The organism is Microcoleus sp. PH2017_05_CCC_O_A, from assembly GCF_020738785.1.
In the GTDB taxonomy this organism is placed as follows: Bacteria; Cyanobacteriota; Cyanobacteriia; order Cyanobacteriales; family Microcoleaceae; genus Microcoleus.
On record NZ_JAEQCB010000013.1, the window covers coordinates 95,032 to 112,963 of the forward strand.

Here is a 17,932-nt window from a genome sequence, read left to right on the forward strand (position 1 = left end):
ACCCAACTTTTAACTATGAATTCTCGGTTCAGGATAAAGAGTTGCCAGCAACTCGCTCTCTATCAATGATAATTGCTCCAGCCGCTCAATAACAAGAGCGCGATCGAAATAAGTTGTTGCCAAAATCCAATATACCCCGTAATGGCGCGCTTCCGAAGCCATCAAACTGCGGTAAAACTTAGCTAATTCTGCGTCGGGACAGTGTTCGCCTAGCAGCCCCAACCGCTCGTGACTCCGCGCTTCAATCAAACCAGAAACCAACAAAGAATCCAAAAGTCTTTCCGGTTCCTGCTTGCGAATTTGGGCGGACAAACCCCCACCGTAGGGAGGCGCAGCCAAAGGGCCCAAAGCGATCCCGCGCTCTTCTAAGCGCTGGTTGACTTGCTCGAAATGCTCCAATTCTTCGCGGGCGATGGCGGTTAACATCCGCACCAATTTTTCCCGCGCTGGGTAGCGAAACATTAAATTTAACGCTACTCCGGCCGCTTTCCGCTCGCAGTGGGAATGATCTAATGAGATTGTATCCAAATGGGCGATCGCCTGTTCGATCCAAGCTGGCGAAGTCGGCTGTTTCAAAAACTTAATTGTTGGCAGTGTTGAACTCATATTATTTGACATTTTAGATGTGAGATTTTAGATCATTTCCGTTTAATTCGTCCTGGTATTCGATCGAGTTCTGTAGGGGCGGGTTCGCCGAAATATTAGATAAGTATCGACAAATTATATAAACCCGCCCCGCCCCTACGCCCGACGATGTAACCGGATTTGATTTGATATGATATCATGTCCGGTCGATCGTAATATCCGGTCGGGGCGGGTTTATTGGATTTAGGATTTGTGTTGAATATCAGGGTGAACCAGCCCCTACAACAATCACGATCTATTGACCAGATTTGATACAATCTAGTTTATTTTTGCCTCGGTAAGGATAGGCAACCGAGGACAATCTACTGTGCCGTTTTCCTACTTCTGGGAATTGACTTTACCTAACTTTTCAAACACCGCATACATATCACCAGCAAACTTTTTCGGATTCCACAACGGCGACAAATTGGCTGCGTCTTTAGATTTCATCAACTGTGCTTGAATTGCCTTTCTTAATTCACCATCTTTACCCAATTTTACACCCATATCCACATATTCAGCCCAAGACCAAGCCACACCAGTTTCAATTCCCAAAGCCTGCAAAAACGAATAACCCATTCTCGACAAAAACTGTTCTCCGGTGCGAGTCACCACCGGCAAATTAAACCACAAAGCCTCTAAAGTGTGAGTACCTCCATTATAAGGATAAGAATCTAACAAAACATCGGCCAGCAAATAGACAATTCTGTGTTCTTCCTCCGTAGCAAACCTGGGCAAAAACTTAATTCTGTGCCGGCTAACTCCCTCAGCTTCACAAGCTTGATGGTACGCACCTTCAAATACGGCAGCATCGCCCAAAGCTTTGTGAATTAAAATACTGTTCGGCACTTGTTTGAGAATCGCAATTTGTGCTTTTACTAAGTCGGAATTGAATTTTCTGCCGGGAGTGACGCACAAGTAAACTATTTGATCTAAACCGATGCGATTCGACTTTCTCAACGCCACCGGATCGACTCCATACCTCTGAAAACCTGACACTGCGACAAAGGAATCCGGCATTCTAATTAGCTGCTCGTCATAATATTTTTCCCTACCTGCTGGGTGCGAATGCCAGTCGGTAAGAAAGTAATTTTCTGAGGATATGTAAGGGGCGTCAAATCCGAGCCAAGAGACACAAACTGGTGCGGGTTTTTGGTGAAGAATTTCAGCGTGAATTGGGACGCTGAGAGAATCTAAATCGACTAAAATATCCAATTCATCTTGCTGAATTTGGTTGATAATTTCTGCGGAATTGGCAAGTCCGTTTGGGTAAGTTTTGGGGAAAGTGAGTTTGCCCAAACTATCAAATTGCTGAGTGCGATCGTCAGGAGTAATTCTTTCGGAAGCGTACAGATATAAATTGGGTGTGAACTCGGACAATTCGCGAATGATGTCAGCGCTGCACCAACCTACAGAATGACGGCTGAAGTGATTGGACAAAAACCCTATTTTTAATTTGCTGGCTGGGGATTGTGGTTTAAAACTGTAATTTGCGGGTTGAGAAAAATTAGGTTTGATACATTTTTCGATATACTTTTGGGCAATTAATCTGTAAAGTTTAGAGTTGGCTGCTAAGTCATCTCGCACGTAGGGCGTGCTGAATAAGAAGTTTGCATAAAGCGATTTAATTTCTACCGAGCTAGCCGTTTCTAAGTTTTGTTGCAAGTACGACTCTAACTCTAAAAATCGATCGCGCGCAATTTGATTCAATCCCGAGACTTGATAGGTGCTGACGTAGTAAATCGCCGTCATAATTGGATCGGTTTCGGCGCACATTTGGCTGTATTTGTGTACGGCTTGCCGCGCGGCTGCTAAATCGCTAGTATCTCTGAGGATGCCGCACAAATGTTGGTGGGCGGCAATAAAATCTGGTTTGATTTCTAGGGCTTTTTGCAGGTTGGGTATGGCTTCTTTTGCTTTGCCCTGGTGGCGCAAAATTATGCCAATTTGACAGTAGGCTTCGGGTAAATCGGGTTTAAATGCGATCGCCTGTTGCCATGCAGCCACAGCCTCGTCTAACTTCCCTTGCCGCGCTAATTTATCGCCTAAATTTATGTGAAAATCTACCTGAGCTAGATGGGGATTGAGTTCTAGGGCTTTTTGCTCGTAGGCTACGGCTGCATCCGACTGCCCTTGCTGCTTCAGTGCGCCTGCCAAATTCCAGTAAGCAGCAGCCAAAGTTGGTTTAAGTTCGATCGCCTTTTGGTAATTGACGATCGCCTCCACGAAATGCCCTTGTTTGTAGAGCATACTCCCCAAATTAGCATAAGCCTCAGCAAAATCGGGATTCAGGGCGATCGCCTCCGAATAAAACCGCATTGCTTCCTGAATCTGGCCGCTTGCTTGCTGCACATTGCCCATTGTCACGTAAGCCGCCGCCCAATTCGGTTGCAATTCCAGAGCTCGGCGACAAGCAGCCACGGCGGCTGCTAAATTGCCTTCAGAGTAATAAGTTTCTGCAACGACAGTCAGCGATGCAGCATCTTCTAATTGGGGTGTTTCGGATTGGTTGCGAAAATCGGAATTCATTTGGCGCCCTATCTGTGCTATCAAGTTAAAGGTTGAATTTAGATTATTTTGCAGAGTAGCAGTTTTATCGGAACTACGGGCGATCGTCACAGATAATTTATGAGCGAGAAGCAAGCGACACAGCGCCAACATCACATCAAGTGGAAACCAAACCTCCTGCTGGGGATACTCTTGTTAGCCTTAGCAATCCCCTTACCCTTTGCCCAAAAGACTCTCGCGCAAAAGCAGACAGCCGACTTTCGGCAGCGACTATTTCAAACAGCCCTTTATTTCACCCTATATTTTGAGGGCGGATTCAGCAATCACCCCGCAGATAAGGGCGGCAGAACCTATCGGGGCATCCTGCAAACGGAATACAACTCCTACCGCTACAGTCGCGGGCTGCCACCCCTCGACGTGACGCAGATGTCGGAAGCAGAGCTCATGGAAATTTATAAATATTACTGGGATTCGAGCCTGTCGGGTACGATGCAGCCTGCTTTGGCGATCGTCATGTTTGACACTGCTGTTAATTTTGGTATTAACAATTCTATTACATTTTTGCAGCAAGCTTTAGGATTGCCGCAAACTGGTGTTTTTGATGCGCGCACGAGGGATGCACTAAAATCTGCTAATAACAAAAATACGGCGCTGCAAATGATTAACGAACGGATTATTTACCGCTACAAACGAGTGCAAGAAGATCCGAGTCAAATGGCTTTTTTCCGGGGTTGGCTGAGTCGCGATTACAGTTTGTGGGGCTACGTAAACAAGATTAAGTAGTTGGGAATTGGGAATTGGGAATTGGGAATTGGGAATTGGGCATTGGGCATTGGGCATTAATAGCCGTTTCTCCCTCTCTTCAATTGTCCAATTCTTCCCTTCTTCCCTCTTCCTTATTCATTCTTCCATCGGAATTCCATCCGTTACATCCGTTACACAATCCGTTGCCGAACTTCCTTCTGCCTTTTTAATATTATCTCTCTCTTCTTCTCTGCGCTCTCTGCGGCCTCTGCGGTAAAATCATCCAGAAAAAATCGTAGTTGCGAGATTCCCCACTTCTTAAAAAAGTAGGGAATCTCAAAAATGAATCTACAGCAACACGAAATCCGATGCAGTAACCAAACTATTGAACCCAGTCACCGTTGCCAACACTTGATTATCTGCCGCTGATAAAATCGTTACCGCTGGCGCCGATTAAAGTAACGCTACGATCGGTACCGAGTCGATCGCACTTTGCTGTAGTTATAGAAGGAAGACAGCCCTTCGGCTTCGCTCTGGGTAAAAAGCTAACTAAGGATTTTTTTTAATTGGGTACAGTCAAAATTGCAACGTGCTAATTTGGGAATATATTCTCTATTTAAAACTTGTACTTGATACAATAATCGCAACTATGAATCATGTCAATTCATAAAAGTCATAACTTAAAGTCATAAAAGTCATATTTATAAAAATATATTTCAATCAGTAGACAAAGCTATCAAAGTTAAGTCAAATCATGTATAACAGAAACTTAAGCATAGAAAAATGCGTGACTCCCGTACAAATCACTTAAAATATGAAGCCTATGACGGTAGAAGAAGCAATAATTTTTTTGGACAACCTGGTATACCAACAAACAGAAAAAAACCTGAGTCGGTTGCAGCAGTCGATAATTAAAGGAGTTTTAACTGGTTTGACGTACCAAGAAATTCAGCAAAACGATCCGATCGCCCGCGGGTACACAGTGGGATACCTGGGGCGATATGTCGGCTACAAATTGTGGAAAGACCTCACCAAGGTATTGAAGCAAGCAGAAATTATTCGACCAGAAGAAAGAGTAGTCGGAGCAAATCTTTGGGACTGTATCATGAGATCTCTAGAAAAAGGCACAAAACCTGTTAAATCTGTCGATCCGATCTTGCAAAGGCTGCTGCGGATGCGTTACCGAATCCGAGAACACTTAGTCAGCACCGAGTACAGCGATACATATCTCGCTGAAGATGAAAATTTGCCCGATCGACCTTTGTGTCTCGTCAAGCGCCTGAAAAGCCAGTCAGAGAAAACCAGCAAGCTATTCGATCTAGAAACGCGAGTGTTATATCGCTTAGGCCAACACGATCGCATACCAGAATTGTTAGCTCGATTTGAAGAAGATGGATATTTTTATTTAGTCTATCAATTCATCGAAGGACAACCACTGTATCAAGAACTCATCGAAGGTCAACCCTGGAAAGAACATCAAGTTATTGCTTTGTTGAAAGATATCTTAGAAGTGCTAGTCTTCGTTCACAAAGAAAATGTAATTCACCGCGATTTGCACCCTCAAAACTTAATCAAGCGCTCACCAGATAACAAGATTGTATTAATTGACTTTGGGGCCGTCAAAGAAATTAATACCTCCCAAAATAGCAACGGTCAAACCAAATCGCGCGGCGGCGGCACTCATCAAGAATACATTCCTCCCGAACAAGCCATCGGCGCACCGAAATTTTGCAGCGACATTTATGCTGTTGGGATCATCGGGATTCAAGCCTTGACAGGGATGCGCCCGAAACAACTCAAAGTCGATAATTTAGGCAATCTTATTTGGCAGAAAAATGCAACCGTGACGCCGGAGCTTGCTAGCATTTTAGACCAGATGGTGCTGTACTCTTTCCCCCAGCGTTACCAGTCAGCAACCGAAGCTTTGGAAGCAGTTCAAAATTTGGTCTGTAGTCATTAGTCATTAGTTATTGGTTATTGGTTATTGGTTATTGGTTGTTAGTTATTAGTTATTGGTTATTGGTTATTAGTTATTGGTTATTTCGTGCTAATAACCAGTAACTAATAACCAGTAATATCGTTAATTACTTACTAACAACACACAACCGTTAACTAATTACTAGCAACAGTCAACAGTCAGCAGTCAGCAGTCAACAGTCAACAGTCATTAATGAAAGAAGGAAACCCAACACCGTTGATGTCAGATTTGATACCAAATCCGGCTTGAATATCCCCCTCTTGAGTCTGCGAAAGCGGACGAAAGTTTGTTTAGGATTGGTTTCAAGCGGACAGTTTTATCTTTTGTGAGGTTAGCGGAGCCAACTGATAGCAGAACACGAACCACAGCCACAGCAGCCGGTTGACAATCCGACTGCTATTTTTGTTGTTAGCGCCCTGCGGAGTCGATCGCACAATCCTTTACCATTACCCCTCGAATGAGTGAGTAAAAACACTCTGCCCGGAAGATGAATCGGGCGATCGCACTTTTTACCACCTCGCAGGAACAAGGAATAAGTAACAAACAATAAGGACAAATCCGAAAGAAAAAAGAATTTTTTATTTTAACTAACAATCAAGAAAAATTATTGAATTCTGACCAATGCCTTATACATCAAAGCCTGTTACTTTAGTTGACACTCTATCTCAAGTTAGATAACATAGTTAGTATTATGTGCTATCTACGCAGTTTTAACAATCTCTTAAGCAGCTTGGTATATCTAGCAACAATATAAGTAGAGTGTTTATTGTTACCTTCAACACCTAGAAACCCACATAATTTGAGGGAGCGAGAAATTGGAATTTTTTGAACGATCGCAAAAAGTGCAGCCGCCCTCAACCCCAATTGCAGCACTCCAGTCTTTTTCCAAAAAGGCTGGTATTGCAGTAATCGCGATCGGCTGTACAGTCATGTTGGGTTGGATCTTCGACCTGCAACTCTTAAAGAGCATTTTTCCAGAACTCCCGAGCATGAAAGCCAACACAGCGGTCTGCTTTATTTTGAGCGGATTGTCTCTGTTTCTGCAACAGCGCAGGCGTGCCAAATCAACAACAATTAAAGCTCAAAAAATAGATAAAGCTTTAATTGTTTCCAGTTCACTTTTAATTATATTAATCAGTCTATTCACCCTAATTCAATATAGCTCTAATTTAGACTTAGGCATCGACCAACTGCTATTTAAAGACAATTCTAACCTCACAAGTATCTCAGCACCGGGACGGATGGCGCCGAATACTGCCACTGCTTTTTTATTGCAGGGAACTGCCTTGCTGCTGCTGTCTCTACGCCGCCCCAAATACCTGCGGGTTCAAATCTTAAGCTGTTGTGCATTTTTAATTGCATATCTGGGTTTGATCGGCTACATCTACGGCAAACCTTTCTTTTACACAATTGGCTATACAGGAATGGCTTTGCACACCTCCGTAGCATTTATGTTACTGAGCCTGGGGATTTTATTTGCCAGTCCAGAGCGAGGATTGATAGCAGTAATTGTGAGCGATCGCGCGGGCGGCATCATGGCAAGGCGGTTGTTGCCACAGGCGATGGTTATTCCGACTTTGGCTGGTTACTTCATCATCTCGGGAGAGCGGTTGCAAGCCTACTCCCCGGAGCTAGGAATATCGCTGTTAAGCGTATTGAACGCGATCGTTTTTACTGTTCTGATTTGGCAGAATGCGAAAAGTCTCTGCACCGCAGACCGAAGGCGCTATCGAACCCAACTGGGGCTGATCAAAGCTAAATCAGACTTAGAAAGTCAAGTTGAGAAACGGACTCTTGAACTCCAACTTGCTAACGAGCAATTGCAGCAGCAAATTCTCGATTCTCACACAACAGAGCAGGCGCTCCAAAAAAACTACAACCTGTTGCTCACAGTCATTAACAGTACGCCGACCGCCCTATTTGTCAAAGACATTCAGGGCTGCTACATGATGCTCAACGCTGCGGGAGCTAGCATCATTGGCAAGTCTTTTGACGACATTATCGGCCGAGATGACAGCGAGTTATTTCCTGCGGAAATTGCGGCCAATATTACCAAAACCGATCGCCAGATCGTGACAGCGGGAAAAACGCAAGTAATGGAAGAAGAATTGCCAGTTCAAGGAAAATTACGGACATTTCTTTCGACAAAAAACGCTTACCGAGACGGGCAAGGAAAAATCAGCGGTATAGTTAGCATCGCGCGGGATATTACCGATCGCAAACAAGCAGAAGTCGCCAACAGAAGTCTGGCAGCAATTCTCGAAGCAACGCCGGATTTTGTAGGTATCTGCGATCTCGACGGGCACGCTGTTTACATGAACAAAGCAGGCAGAAAAATGGTGGGTATCGACGAAAACGAAGATATATCGAACAAACAAGTTGGAGAATTTGCCGCAGCCTCAGCCCGCAGCACCTTCCAGCAAGCGATCGCCACCGCAATCTCAGGCGGTGTTTGGAGTGGAGAAACAGCCTTCGTGTCAGCCTCGGGAGTTGAAATTCCCGTCAGCCAAGTCATCATCTCCCACTCAGCACCAGACGGCCAACTCGCATATATTTCTACCATCGCCCGCGACATCAGCGATCGCTTCCAAGCCGAAACAGCCCTGCGTTTAAGCGAGCAAAGATACCGATCGCTGATCGCTGCTACCGCGCAACTCGTATGGATCACAGACGCACAAGGAAAGCCGATCGCGCCCACAGACTGGATGGCATATACAGGCCAAAGCTTGGAGGAAGCCACAAACAACTGGTTTTCGGCAATTCACCCAGACGATCGCGATCTCACGCTGCAAGCTTGGATGCGCGCAGTCGAAACCAAAAACCTCTATGAAGTCGAACACCGCTTGCGGGCGTCTGACGGCAGCTACAGGCACTTTTGGGTGCGCGCAGTCCCAGTTTTAGCAACAGACGGCAGCATTCGCGAATGGGTGGGCACGCACACGGATATTAGCGATCGCGTCCAAGTATTGGAAGCACTCAAGCAATCAGCAGCACAGTATCGATCGCAAGCAGCCCAGCTCGAAAAAGCTTTCCGCGACTTGCACGAAACCCAAGCGCAACTAATCCAAACCGAAAAAATCTCTTCACTCGGCCAGCTAGTCGCCGGAGTCGCCCACGAAATCAACAACCCGATTAACTTCATCTACGGCAACATCACCCACGCCAGCCAATACGCCAAAGACTTGCTAAATCTGCTCAACCTTTACCAGGAAAAATACCCAAATCCCGTCACGGAAATTGCTTTATCAGCCGAAGAGATAGAAATTGATTACTTAATAGAAGACTTTCCGAAGATTTTGGAATCAATGAAAGTAGGAGCCGATCGCATCCGCGACTTAGTTGTATCCTTGCGTAACTTTTCCCGACTCGACGAATCGCAGATGAAGCGAGTAGACATTCACGAAGGAATCGAAAGCACTTTAGTAATTTTGCAGCACAAGCTCAAAGCTAATGCAGTTCGTCCGGCGATCGAGATTATCAAAAACTACGGCAGCTTCTCCAAAGTCGAGTGCTATGCAGGTCAGCTCAATCAAGTATTTATGAATCTGTTAGCAAATGCGATCGATGCCCTCGAAGAATACAACAGCAAGCGTTCTCCAACAGAAATATATGCTAGCCCCAACACCATTGAGATTAAGACCAGTGCAAATTCAGACACAGTAACCATTCGGATTGCCGACAACGGGATGGGAATCAATCCTGAAGTTATGAGCAAATTGTTCGATCCATTTTTTACTACCAAACCCGTCGGCAAAGGCACTGGCTTAGGACTATCAATCAGCTATCAAATTATAGTTGAAAAACACCGAGGAAAATTGAAATGTGTTTCTGCACCCGGGAAAGGTGCAGAGTTTATCATAGAGATTCCCATTTCCCAGAATCTATCAGCCCAAGCAACGGAAAACATCAAGGAAAAGGAAATGGTGAGCAGTAATCAGTCATTAGTCATCAGTCATTAATTTCTGAGTGTCACGTAGTTGCGCTTCAGCGCTCTTAGGTACGTAGTTGCGCTTCAGCGCTCTTAGGTACGTAGTTGCGCTTCAGCGCTCCGAGGCACGTAGTTGCGCTTCAGCGCTCTTGGGGCTAAAGCCCAACAACATACCAACCAGGTACGTAGTTGCGCTTCAGCGCTCTTGGGGCTAAAGCCCAACTACATACCCAGTAATTGCGATCGCCACAGAAAACACTCCGCAGTAGCAAGCGTCGCACCTTGCAAAATAGTCATCTCCCCGTCTCAGTCGATCGCCCAAAATCGAAATAATTCTTTACAATACAAGAGTAAATATAATTATTCACTTAAAAAAATCCCTTGAAAATGCCCATAAACCAACTTTCTGCAACAACAGCCTCCGCGCAAACCCAGGAATTAGACTTTGATATCGCGATCGTCGGAGGCGGCATAGTCGGCGCCACCTTAGCGTGCGCCCTCAAAGATTCAGGATTAAAAATAGCCATCATAGAAACCCAACTCCCCGCAGCAGCAGCAGCCAAAAAACAAGCCTATGCAATCACCCTGCTATCGGGAATGATCTTAGAAGGCCTCGGCGTGTGGGAGCAAATCTTGCCGCAAATCACCACCTTCGAGCAAATTAGCCTCTGCGACGGCGACTATCCCGGTATCGTCGAATTCCACCGCCCGGATTTAGGAAATACTGGCAAATTACCCGTACCAAAAACAGCATTAGGTTATGTTGGCGAGCATCGAGTCATGCTGTCAGCTTTGCAAGAATCCTTAGCAAAAAACCCAAATTTTAGTTGGGTTTGTCCTGCGGAAGTAGTCGAGGTAAAATATTTAACTAATTGCGCCGAAATCCAAATCAAACAACAGGGCGAAACTCGCACAATTCGCACCAAATTATTAGTTGCTGCTGACGGTTCGCGATCGCGCATCCGCAGCGAAGCCAACATCGGCACCCACGGCTGGAAATACTGGCAATCCTGCGTTGCCATTACTATTAAAGCTGAAAAGCCGCACAACGATATTGCTTTTGAGCGCTTTTGGCCGAGCGGCCCGATGGGAGTCTTACCATTACCAGGGAACCGCTGTCAAGTAGTTTGGACAGCACCCCACGCGGAAGCAAAAGCTTTGCAGTCTATGGACGAAAAAGAGTTTTTAGCTTTGTTGGAACAGCGCACGGGCGGGCTTTTGGGGCGTTTGGAATTGGAGAGCGATCGCTTTTTGTTTCCTGTGCAGTTAATGCAGAGCGATCGATACGTATTGCCCAGACTAGCACTCATTGGCGACGCCGCCCACTGCTGCCATCCCGTGGGTGGACAGGGATTGAACATGGGTATTAGAGACGCAGGTGCGATCGGGCAAATCTTGCAGCAAGCCCACCAGAAAGGCGAAGACATCGGCGATTTGCGAGTATTAAAACGGTATCACAATTGGCGAAAAAAAGAAAACTTAATCGTGTTGGGATTTACCGATTTTCTCGATAGATTGTTTTCCAATACTTGGATGCCAATTGTAGCATTTCGTCGCTTCGGATTGTGGTGTTTGCGGACAATTCCGCCGGTGAGGTTTTTAGCATTGCGCTTGATGACAGGTTTGATGGGGCGGCCGCCAGAATTAGGACAAAACTAGGTTCTTTCATACATCCCCGTAGGGGCGGGTTCACCAACCATAATCGCCCAAAACAAACAATCTCAAAAACCCGCCCCCACCCAACGATAAATCATCATATAAATTTTGGTGATGCGATGTAAATTTCAGGTTGACGTGGGCGATCGGTGGTGTGGGGACGGGTTTATATAGATGGTTGGTAATTGTTAGATATTATTGGTGAACCCGCCCCTACAAAATATCGTATAATACCATCAAAGAAACCGGGGTTTTTCCTGGAACTTTGCAATTTTAAGAAGTTTGTCGCAAAAACGCGATACAATGATCTACTCAGATCGAACCGTGCCCTAACAGCAGTAGAAAAACCATGGAACCCGAACAAGAACAAGAGATTCTCACCCTGCGCGATCGCCAATTAACGCCCAAACAAATTGCCCGAAAGTTAGGATTGAAAGCATCCGAAGTCAGTACATTTCTGATATCTCAGGCAGAACAAACAGCCCTCGCTAGCGCCGAAAAAGGAGAGTTATTGCCCGTTGCTCAATGTCTCGTCGATGTAAATTTTGCGAAGGTATTGTTGGGCAATGAAACCTCTGAAATGAGCGGTTTGGGTTTAGTGATGGTTACCCGTTCCAAGGGCTACAATCGTTTTGTTGTAACCTCTTATTTGATCGACTACTGGTGCTTGGGAGTGAAGGATGCCATGCCGCCACGTAACTGCAACGATAGCCAATATAAAAATCTTGTTGAGAATGCTTACTCGCAGTTTCTGGGATACGAGGAGATTAGTTTAGAGCAAGCACAAGCTTTGGTTTGGGGTGCGATCGCCTATGCCAAAAAATTAGGCTTTGAACCGCATCGCGATTTCGAGCAGTCGAAGGCTCATTTAGGAGAATCAACCAGCGAAATCGGCTTGAATTTCGGTCGCAATGGAGAACCTTGTTATGTTGAAGGGCCTTACGATAATACAACGAAAATTATCAATACGCTTAAAAAGTCTGTGGGAGACGGTAATTTCGATTTCTTGCACGAGATTGGGTAGAAATTGATACGGTTCAGTATTTTGTAGGGGCGGGTTCACCAACAATAATCGCCTGAAACAAACAATCTCAAAAACCCGCCCCAACCCAACGATAAATCATCATGTACAATTTTTCTATGCGATGCAAATTTCAGGTTGATGTAGGTTGTCGGTGGTGACAGGGCGGGTTTATCCAGATTGTTGATAATTGTTATATATTGTTGGTGAACCCGCCCCTACAAAATATCGTACAATCATGCTAAAATAATCATCGGTGTTATTGATAACTCCCCACAATGGACGAAACCCGCGCCGAAGCCTACCAACAACTAATTCAGACTCTCCTGACTTGCCCTAACGGAGACGAATCACAGATATTACAAGATAACTTAGAATTATTGGATCGCGGATTTCTCCAAGCTTGCGAGTCAGTAGCAGAAAACTTGACACAACAAGGACAGGAAAATCCAGCTAGTTTCCTGCGAAATCTGGCCAGTCAGGTAGGGCAATTCTTGGATGGGAAGGATGAGGGAGATAGCGATGACTCAGAAGGTGAAAATTCCCAAGAATATGTAAAGTTTATCTTAGAATTATTGCAAGCAGCAGCAGCTAGCGGTAGCGATATTAAAGTAATTCACTCCATCCTCGGTCAACGACAACATCTCCTCAATGCCCGTTTTGGCGAGATTTTACAGGAAGTGGTCAAGAAGTTAATTGTCATCAGCAAAAATACAAAAGAAATTAGCTTAATTATCGGAATCTTTGAAAATTTAAGTGTTCGTATTTTTCAATTTCCCCGTGCAAACAGAACGAACAATATTGAAATTGCCATTACTGGTTATCAAATAGTTTTAAGTTATCGGGAACCGGGGAGCAAAGATTGGGCAAGGACTCAAGTCAACCTAGCCAATGCCTACTTATACAGAATTAACGGTTCGCGCGCGGATAATCTGGAACAGGCGATCTGCTTTTTTAACACAGCTTTAACAGTTTTCACTCTTCAGAATTTCGCTGAAGAATGGGCAATGACTCAAGTCAACCTAGCCACTGCCTACAAAAACAGAATCAACGGTGATCGGGTGAAAAATCTGGAACTGGCGATCGACTTTTTTAACGCAGCTTTAACAGTTTATACCCTAAAGGATTTCGCTGAAGAATGGGCATTGACTCAAAATAACTTAGCCAATACCTACAGTGATAGAATCAAGGGTTCGCGGGCCCAAAATCTGGAACTAGCGATCAACTTTTATAACGAGGCTTTAAAAGTTCGCACCCTAAAGGATTTCCCTAAAGATTGGGCAATGACTCAAAATAACCTAGCCAATGCCTACGGTGACAGACTTAACGGCGATCAGGCAGAAAATTTGGAATGGGCGATCAGCTTTTATAACGCTGCTTTAACAGTTCGTACTCTTAAGGATTTCCCTGAAGAATGGGCAGAGACTCAAAATAACTTAGCTGGTACTTATATTGAAAGAATCAAAGGCGATCAGGCCCAAAATCTGGAACAGGCGATCAGCTTTTTTGACGCTGCTTTAACAGTTTATACCCTTGAGGATTTCCGTGAAAAATGGGCAATGACTCAAAATAACCTAGCTACTGCCTACTTAGACAGAATCAAGGGTTCGCGGGCGGATAATGTGGAACGGGCGATCGCATCTTACACTGCTGCATTAACCATCCGCACCCGCGATGCCTTTCCCGAAGATTGGGCGATGACGCAAAATAATCTGGCAATAGCCTACAGAAACAGAATCAGGGGAGAGAAAGCTGAGAATATCGAACTGGCGATCGCATCATGCACTGCTGCATTAACCATCTACACCCGCAATGCCTTTCCCGAAAAATGGGCAATGACGCAAAATAATCTGGCAATAGCCTACAGTGACAGAATCAGGGGAGAGAAAGCTGAGAATATCGAACAGGCGACAAAGTGTTATGGAAATGCTTTAACTATCAGAACTCGTGAGGCTTTCCCGCAAGGTTATACAGAAACTTTATCTAATTTAGGTACTCTTTACCGAAGCAACCAGCAATGGCAACTCGCTTACGATACTTATGCCCTAGCAATTGAAACAGTAGAATTATTACGGGGTGAGATTCAATCTGGGGATGAAAGCAAACAGAAATCAGCCGAAAAATGGAATAGACTCTATCTGGGTATGGTAGAAGTTTGCATCCAACTGAAACGCTACACCGAAGCTGTGGAATATGCCGATCGTTCTAAGGGGCAAAACTTAATCGAGTTGCTATCGCGGAGAATTGCTGAGGAAAATGAACGGTTAAAACAAGCTGAAGAAAAAAACTATGACATCATCAACCAACTACGCCAAGATTTGGCTGCAAAATATCCTTATACACCTCTCAATTTTGGTGAAATTCAGCAGTTAGCCGATAAAAAAACAGCAATTGTCGAATGGTATATTTTGAGTAATAGTTTTTGTGCTTTCATCATCACTAAGCATAACCCACAACCACAAGTTTTACGATTTTCTGAGTCTGATGTAGATAAATTAATTGATTGGACTAGGGAATATTTAGGAGATTATTATCCAGCAGATATCGATCGACATTTACCTGAAAAAGAACAAATTGAACAATTCAAGCAACTCCGCGATGAAAAATGGGAGATACCTTTAAGTGATAAGCTCAAAAAACTAGCCCAAATTCTGCATATTGATCAAATAGTTAATGCCATTCCCAAAACCTGCGACAAACTAATCCTGATTCCCCATCGTCACCTCCACCTGTTCCCTCTCCACGCCCTCCCACTCACCAACAACACCGCCAAATGTTTGATAGATGCCTTTCCCGGTGGAGTTTCCTACGCCCCCAGTTGTCAACTATTACACCAAGTCCAAAAATACAAACGTAGTAAATTCGATAAATTATTCGCCATCCAAAACCCCACAGATAACTTGTTAGCTGCCGACATAGAAGTAGAAACCATCAAAAATATCTTCCTCAACTCAGAAATTTTAGCTAAAGGAAATGCCAAAAAAGGCGAACTATCAGAGTCAAAACTAGAAATAGCCGAAAGAGTCGCCGACAGCCACCATCTGTTCTTTTCCTGTCACGGTTCCTTCAACCCCAACGATCCGCTACAATCTGGTTTAGAACTAGCAGACGGCACTCTCACCCTAGAAGAAATCATCCGCTATTTCAACCTCAGCGAATGCAGCCTAGTCACCCTTTCCGCCTGCGAAACCGGACAAGTTCAACCCGACGACACCGACGAATACATCAGCTTCACCAGCGGTTTCCTATTGGCAGGTAGTCCCAGTTTATACGTCACCCTGTGGTCAGTAAACGCCTTTTCCACAGCAATTTTAATGATCAAAACCTACGAAAACCTCTCCCAGCAACCCGGTAAATTCGCCCTGTCATTAAACCAAGCCCAAATCTGGATGCGAGACACCGACATCCAAGGCTTCCTCGACTGGATAGAGCAATGTCACCTCCTAAACAAAGAATGTCGAGGAATATTACAACGTAATATGGACATAGAATTGGAAAATCTGGGAACCAATGATAAAATATATCAAAATCCCTATCACTGGGCCGGGTTCTGTGCGGCTGGCAAAGGAGAGCAAAAATATGAGTAATAGCATCACAAAATTAGAAATCTTCCAGAAACTAATTGAATTAGATTTATTTGTCAATCTGAAAGATGCCCTAGTTTCTCTTAAAGAGCAATGGACAGGTAACGATGAAGATAATATCAAACTCATTGAAAAATGGATAGAGGAACTACCACGAAATGATAAAAACAAGATACGAGGAAAATATGAATATTATCAATTAAATATAGAGAAGTTAGGCAGAAAAGGGAAATCATCGACTAAGCCGGGAGAACAAAGTGAAATTACGAAAGAAAGCATAGAGAATGCTATTATAGCTAAAGAAAAACCTCCTGAACCAAAGCCAGATACACCGTCTTCTCCATGAAAAATTTTAGTATCAGTGTTTGTTTTTTCCATCTCAATCAGACTTTAGGTGAATCTCTCGATCGAGTTTCACCTCAAGCTGATTTGATTTGGGAAAATCTGATTAAAATCAGTGAAAAACTACCTTTCACTGAACTAAAAGATTTGAAAGCAAAGTTAGTTTGTTATGAATTAGATGAACAATCACAGATTTTCAAACATCAGACAAAAGCTTTAAATTTAATCAACGAATGGCTAACAGAAGAGCAAAAACAGATCGACTTTGCTACTATCAGCCACAATGGATTAGCGATTAGCGGGAACTTACAACCGTTTTTATTGAATGATACCTATGCTTTCGATCTAAGTTTATTTCTCGAAAATCCTGACCAAGATATCACACTAGAAGAACTTCATTTATTTGAACCTAGCAGCCTCTTTTTAGACTATTCAGAAAACACTCTCGGTGAAACCATCTGGCTTTATGGAGAAACAGAAGTAGGTGATGCAGAATGTCAAGGCATCGCTAATGAATTAGTTGCAAGTTTACTGAAAAATACTAAATTTACAGCTAGATTAGTCAATGAAGACAAATTACTCAAAGTTCCCTTATTTGAATATGAAATTAGCCAAGGAAATCAACTTAATAAACTCTATCGGATTCTAGTTTGGATCGATAATCAAGCAATATCTCCAGATATTCCCGCAGTTTATGATGCTTTATTTGGGTCACTCTGGACTCGCCACAAAATTGAATATGTCTACCAAGAAGGGCGAGAAAGTTATATTAGAGCCAGAGAAGCTTATAGTAACATAGAAGCAAAGATTAAAGAATTTAAGCAAAATAAGCCATTAGAGGAACTGCAAAAACTGCTTGAATCAATCCCAGAAATATCTCTGCAATATCAACGGCAACTCCGAAATTTGCAAGCAGACTATACCGCAATTAAAGTCAATAAAATCAACCATCGAAACTACTTAGACAAAATAGCGCAACCGGGCGATATTTCCAGTTGGCTAAAGTTTGAAGAAATTACCTGTAAGCGCTACCTAGATCAGATAGAAACCCATATTAGCTATATCCAACCGGGTAAAGACTTAATTAGCGAATTTATCAGTACATTGCGGGGTTTGGTGGAAATTGAACAAGCTAAGTCCGATCGCCAATTACAACAAACTTTACAGGATAAGGAGATAAATGAGAAGAATCGCGATCGAGAATTAGAAAATACGATTCAAGCAGTCGGTACCGGTATCGGTGTCGGAGTCGGCTTTGCGGGAATCCTAGCCGCCGGCTACCCCTTAATCGAAAAACCTTGGGATTTTCCCTCTCCTCAACATCCTGTGTTACCGCCTCATCCCTTCGTTATTGCGGTTGTGGTGAGTTGTTTGTGCGGTGGTGGCTTGGGATGGTTGGCTTGGTTTTTCACTAAACGCCACCTCCAGAGTAAATCATCACCTGTGGAGGCAATTTCATCTAGTCGCGAAAGTCTACCTCCCTCTTAATTGATATTTGTGGGCGCATCAAAACCACAGAAACCGGGTTTTTTCCGAAAGCTGGGAGT

Annotated in this window: 11 protein-coding genes; 9 read left to right on the forward strand and 2 right to left on the reverse strand. The window is 44.0% G+C overall.

What is annotated here, in order from left to right; all coding sequences use genetic code 11:
• Window positions 1-9 precede the first annotated feature (9 nt).
• Both miaE and JGK20_RS04685 read right to left on the reverse strand, forming a co-directional pair.
• Window positions 10-606, reverse strand: a complete 597-nt coding sequence (miaE, locus tag JGK20_RS04680; protein WP_293196621.1) for a tRNA isopentenyl-2-thiomethyl-A-37 hydroxylase MiaE — start codon at window positions 604-606, stop codon at window positions 10-12.
• A 357-nt stretch (window positions 607-963) separates the two neighbouring features.
• A complete protein-coding gene (locus tag JGK20_RS04685; RefSeq protein ID WP_293229534.1) occupies window positions 964-3,153 on the reverse strand; it encodes a tetratricopeptide repeat protein in 2,190 nt (729 codons plus the stop codon).
• Between the two features lie 99 nt (window positions 3,154-3,252).
• Between JGK20_RS04685 and JGK20_RS04690 the strand changes: the two genes are divergently transcribed.
• The 9 genes from JGK20_RS04690 to JGK20_RS04730 all read left to right on the forward strand — a co-directional run bounded on the left by JGK20_RS04690 (window position 3,253) and on the right by JGK20_RS04730 (window position 17,873).
• On the forward strand, window positions 3,253-3,915 hold the full coding sequence (locus JGK20_RS04690) for a glycosyl hydrolase 108 family protein (RefSeq protein ID WP_293175294.1): 663 nt from the start codon (window positions 3,253-3,255) through the stop codon (window positions 3,913-3,915).
• 362 nt (window positions 3,916-4,277) lie between these two features.
• Window positions 4,278-4,442, forward strand: coding sequence for a hypothetical protein (locus JGK20_RS04695; protein WP_293175292.1), 165 nt, complete (start codon window positions 4,278-4,280; stop codon window positions 4,440-4,442).
• 248 nt (window positions 4,443-4,690) lie between these two features.
• Entirely contained in the window at window positions 4,691-5,836 is a 1,146-nt protein-coding gene (locus tag JGK20_RS04700; protein WP_293223683.1) for a serine/threonine-protein kinase, read from the forward strand.
• Between the two features lie 833 nt (window positions 5,837-6,669).
• Complete coding sequence (locus JGK20_RS04705; RefSeq protein ID WP_293202704.1) at window positions 6,670-9,813, forward strand: PAS domain-containing protein; 3,144 nt, start codon at window positions 6,670-6,672, stop codon at window positions 9,811-9,813.
• Window positions 9,814-10,169: 356 nt separating this feature from the next.
• The gene (locus tag JGK20_RS04710) at window positions 10,170-11,441 is read left to right on the forward strand and encodes an FAD-dependent hydroxylase (protein WP_293229537.1); all 1,272 of its coding nucleotides are present in this window, start codon (window positions 10,170-10,172) and stop codon (window positions 11,439-11,441) included.
• Between the two features lie 346 nt (window positions 11,442-11,787).
• Complete coding sequence (locus JGK20_RS04715) at window positions 11,788-12,462, forward strand: DNA-binding response regulator (RefSeq protein ID WP_293229540.1); 675 nt, start codon at window positions 11,788-11,790, stop codon at window positions 12,460-12,462.
• Window positions 12,463-12,737: 275 nt separating this feature from the next.
• Entirely contained in the window at window positions 12,738-16,046 is a 3,309-nt protein-coding gene (locus JGK20_RS04720; RefSeq protein ID WP_293229543.1) for a CHAT domain-containing protein, read from the forward strand.
• Window positions 16,039-16,389 (forward strand): hypothetical protein, encoded by a 351-nt coding sequence (locus tag JGK20_RS04725; RefSeq protein ID WP_293208164.1) that lies wholly within the window; start codon window positions 16,039-16,041, stop codon window positions 16,387-16,389. The genes JGK20_RS04720 and JGK20_RS04725 overlap by 8 nt, the downstream gene beginning before the upstream one ends.
• Window positions 16,386-17,873, forward strand: a complete 1,488-nt coding sequence (locus JGK20_RS04730; RefSeq protein ID WP_293229546.1) for a hypothetical protein — start codon at window positions 16,386-16,388, stop codon at window positions 17,871-17,873. The genes JGK20_RS04725 and JGK20_RS04730 overlap by 4 nt, the downstream gene beginning before the upstream one ends.
• The last annotated feature ends 59 nt before the right edge of the window (window positions 17,874-17,932 follow it).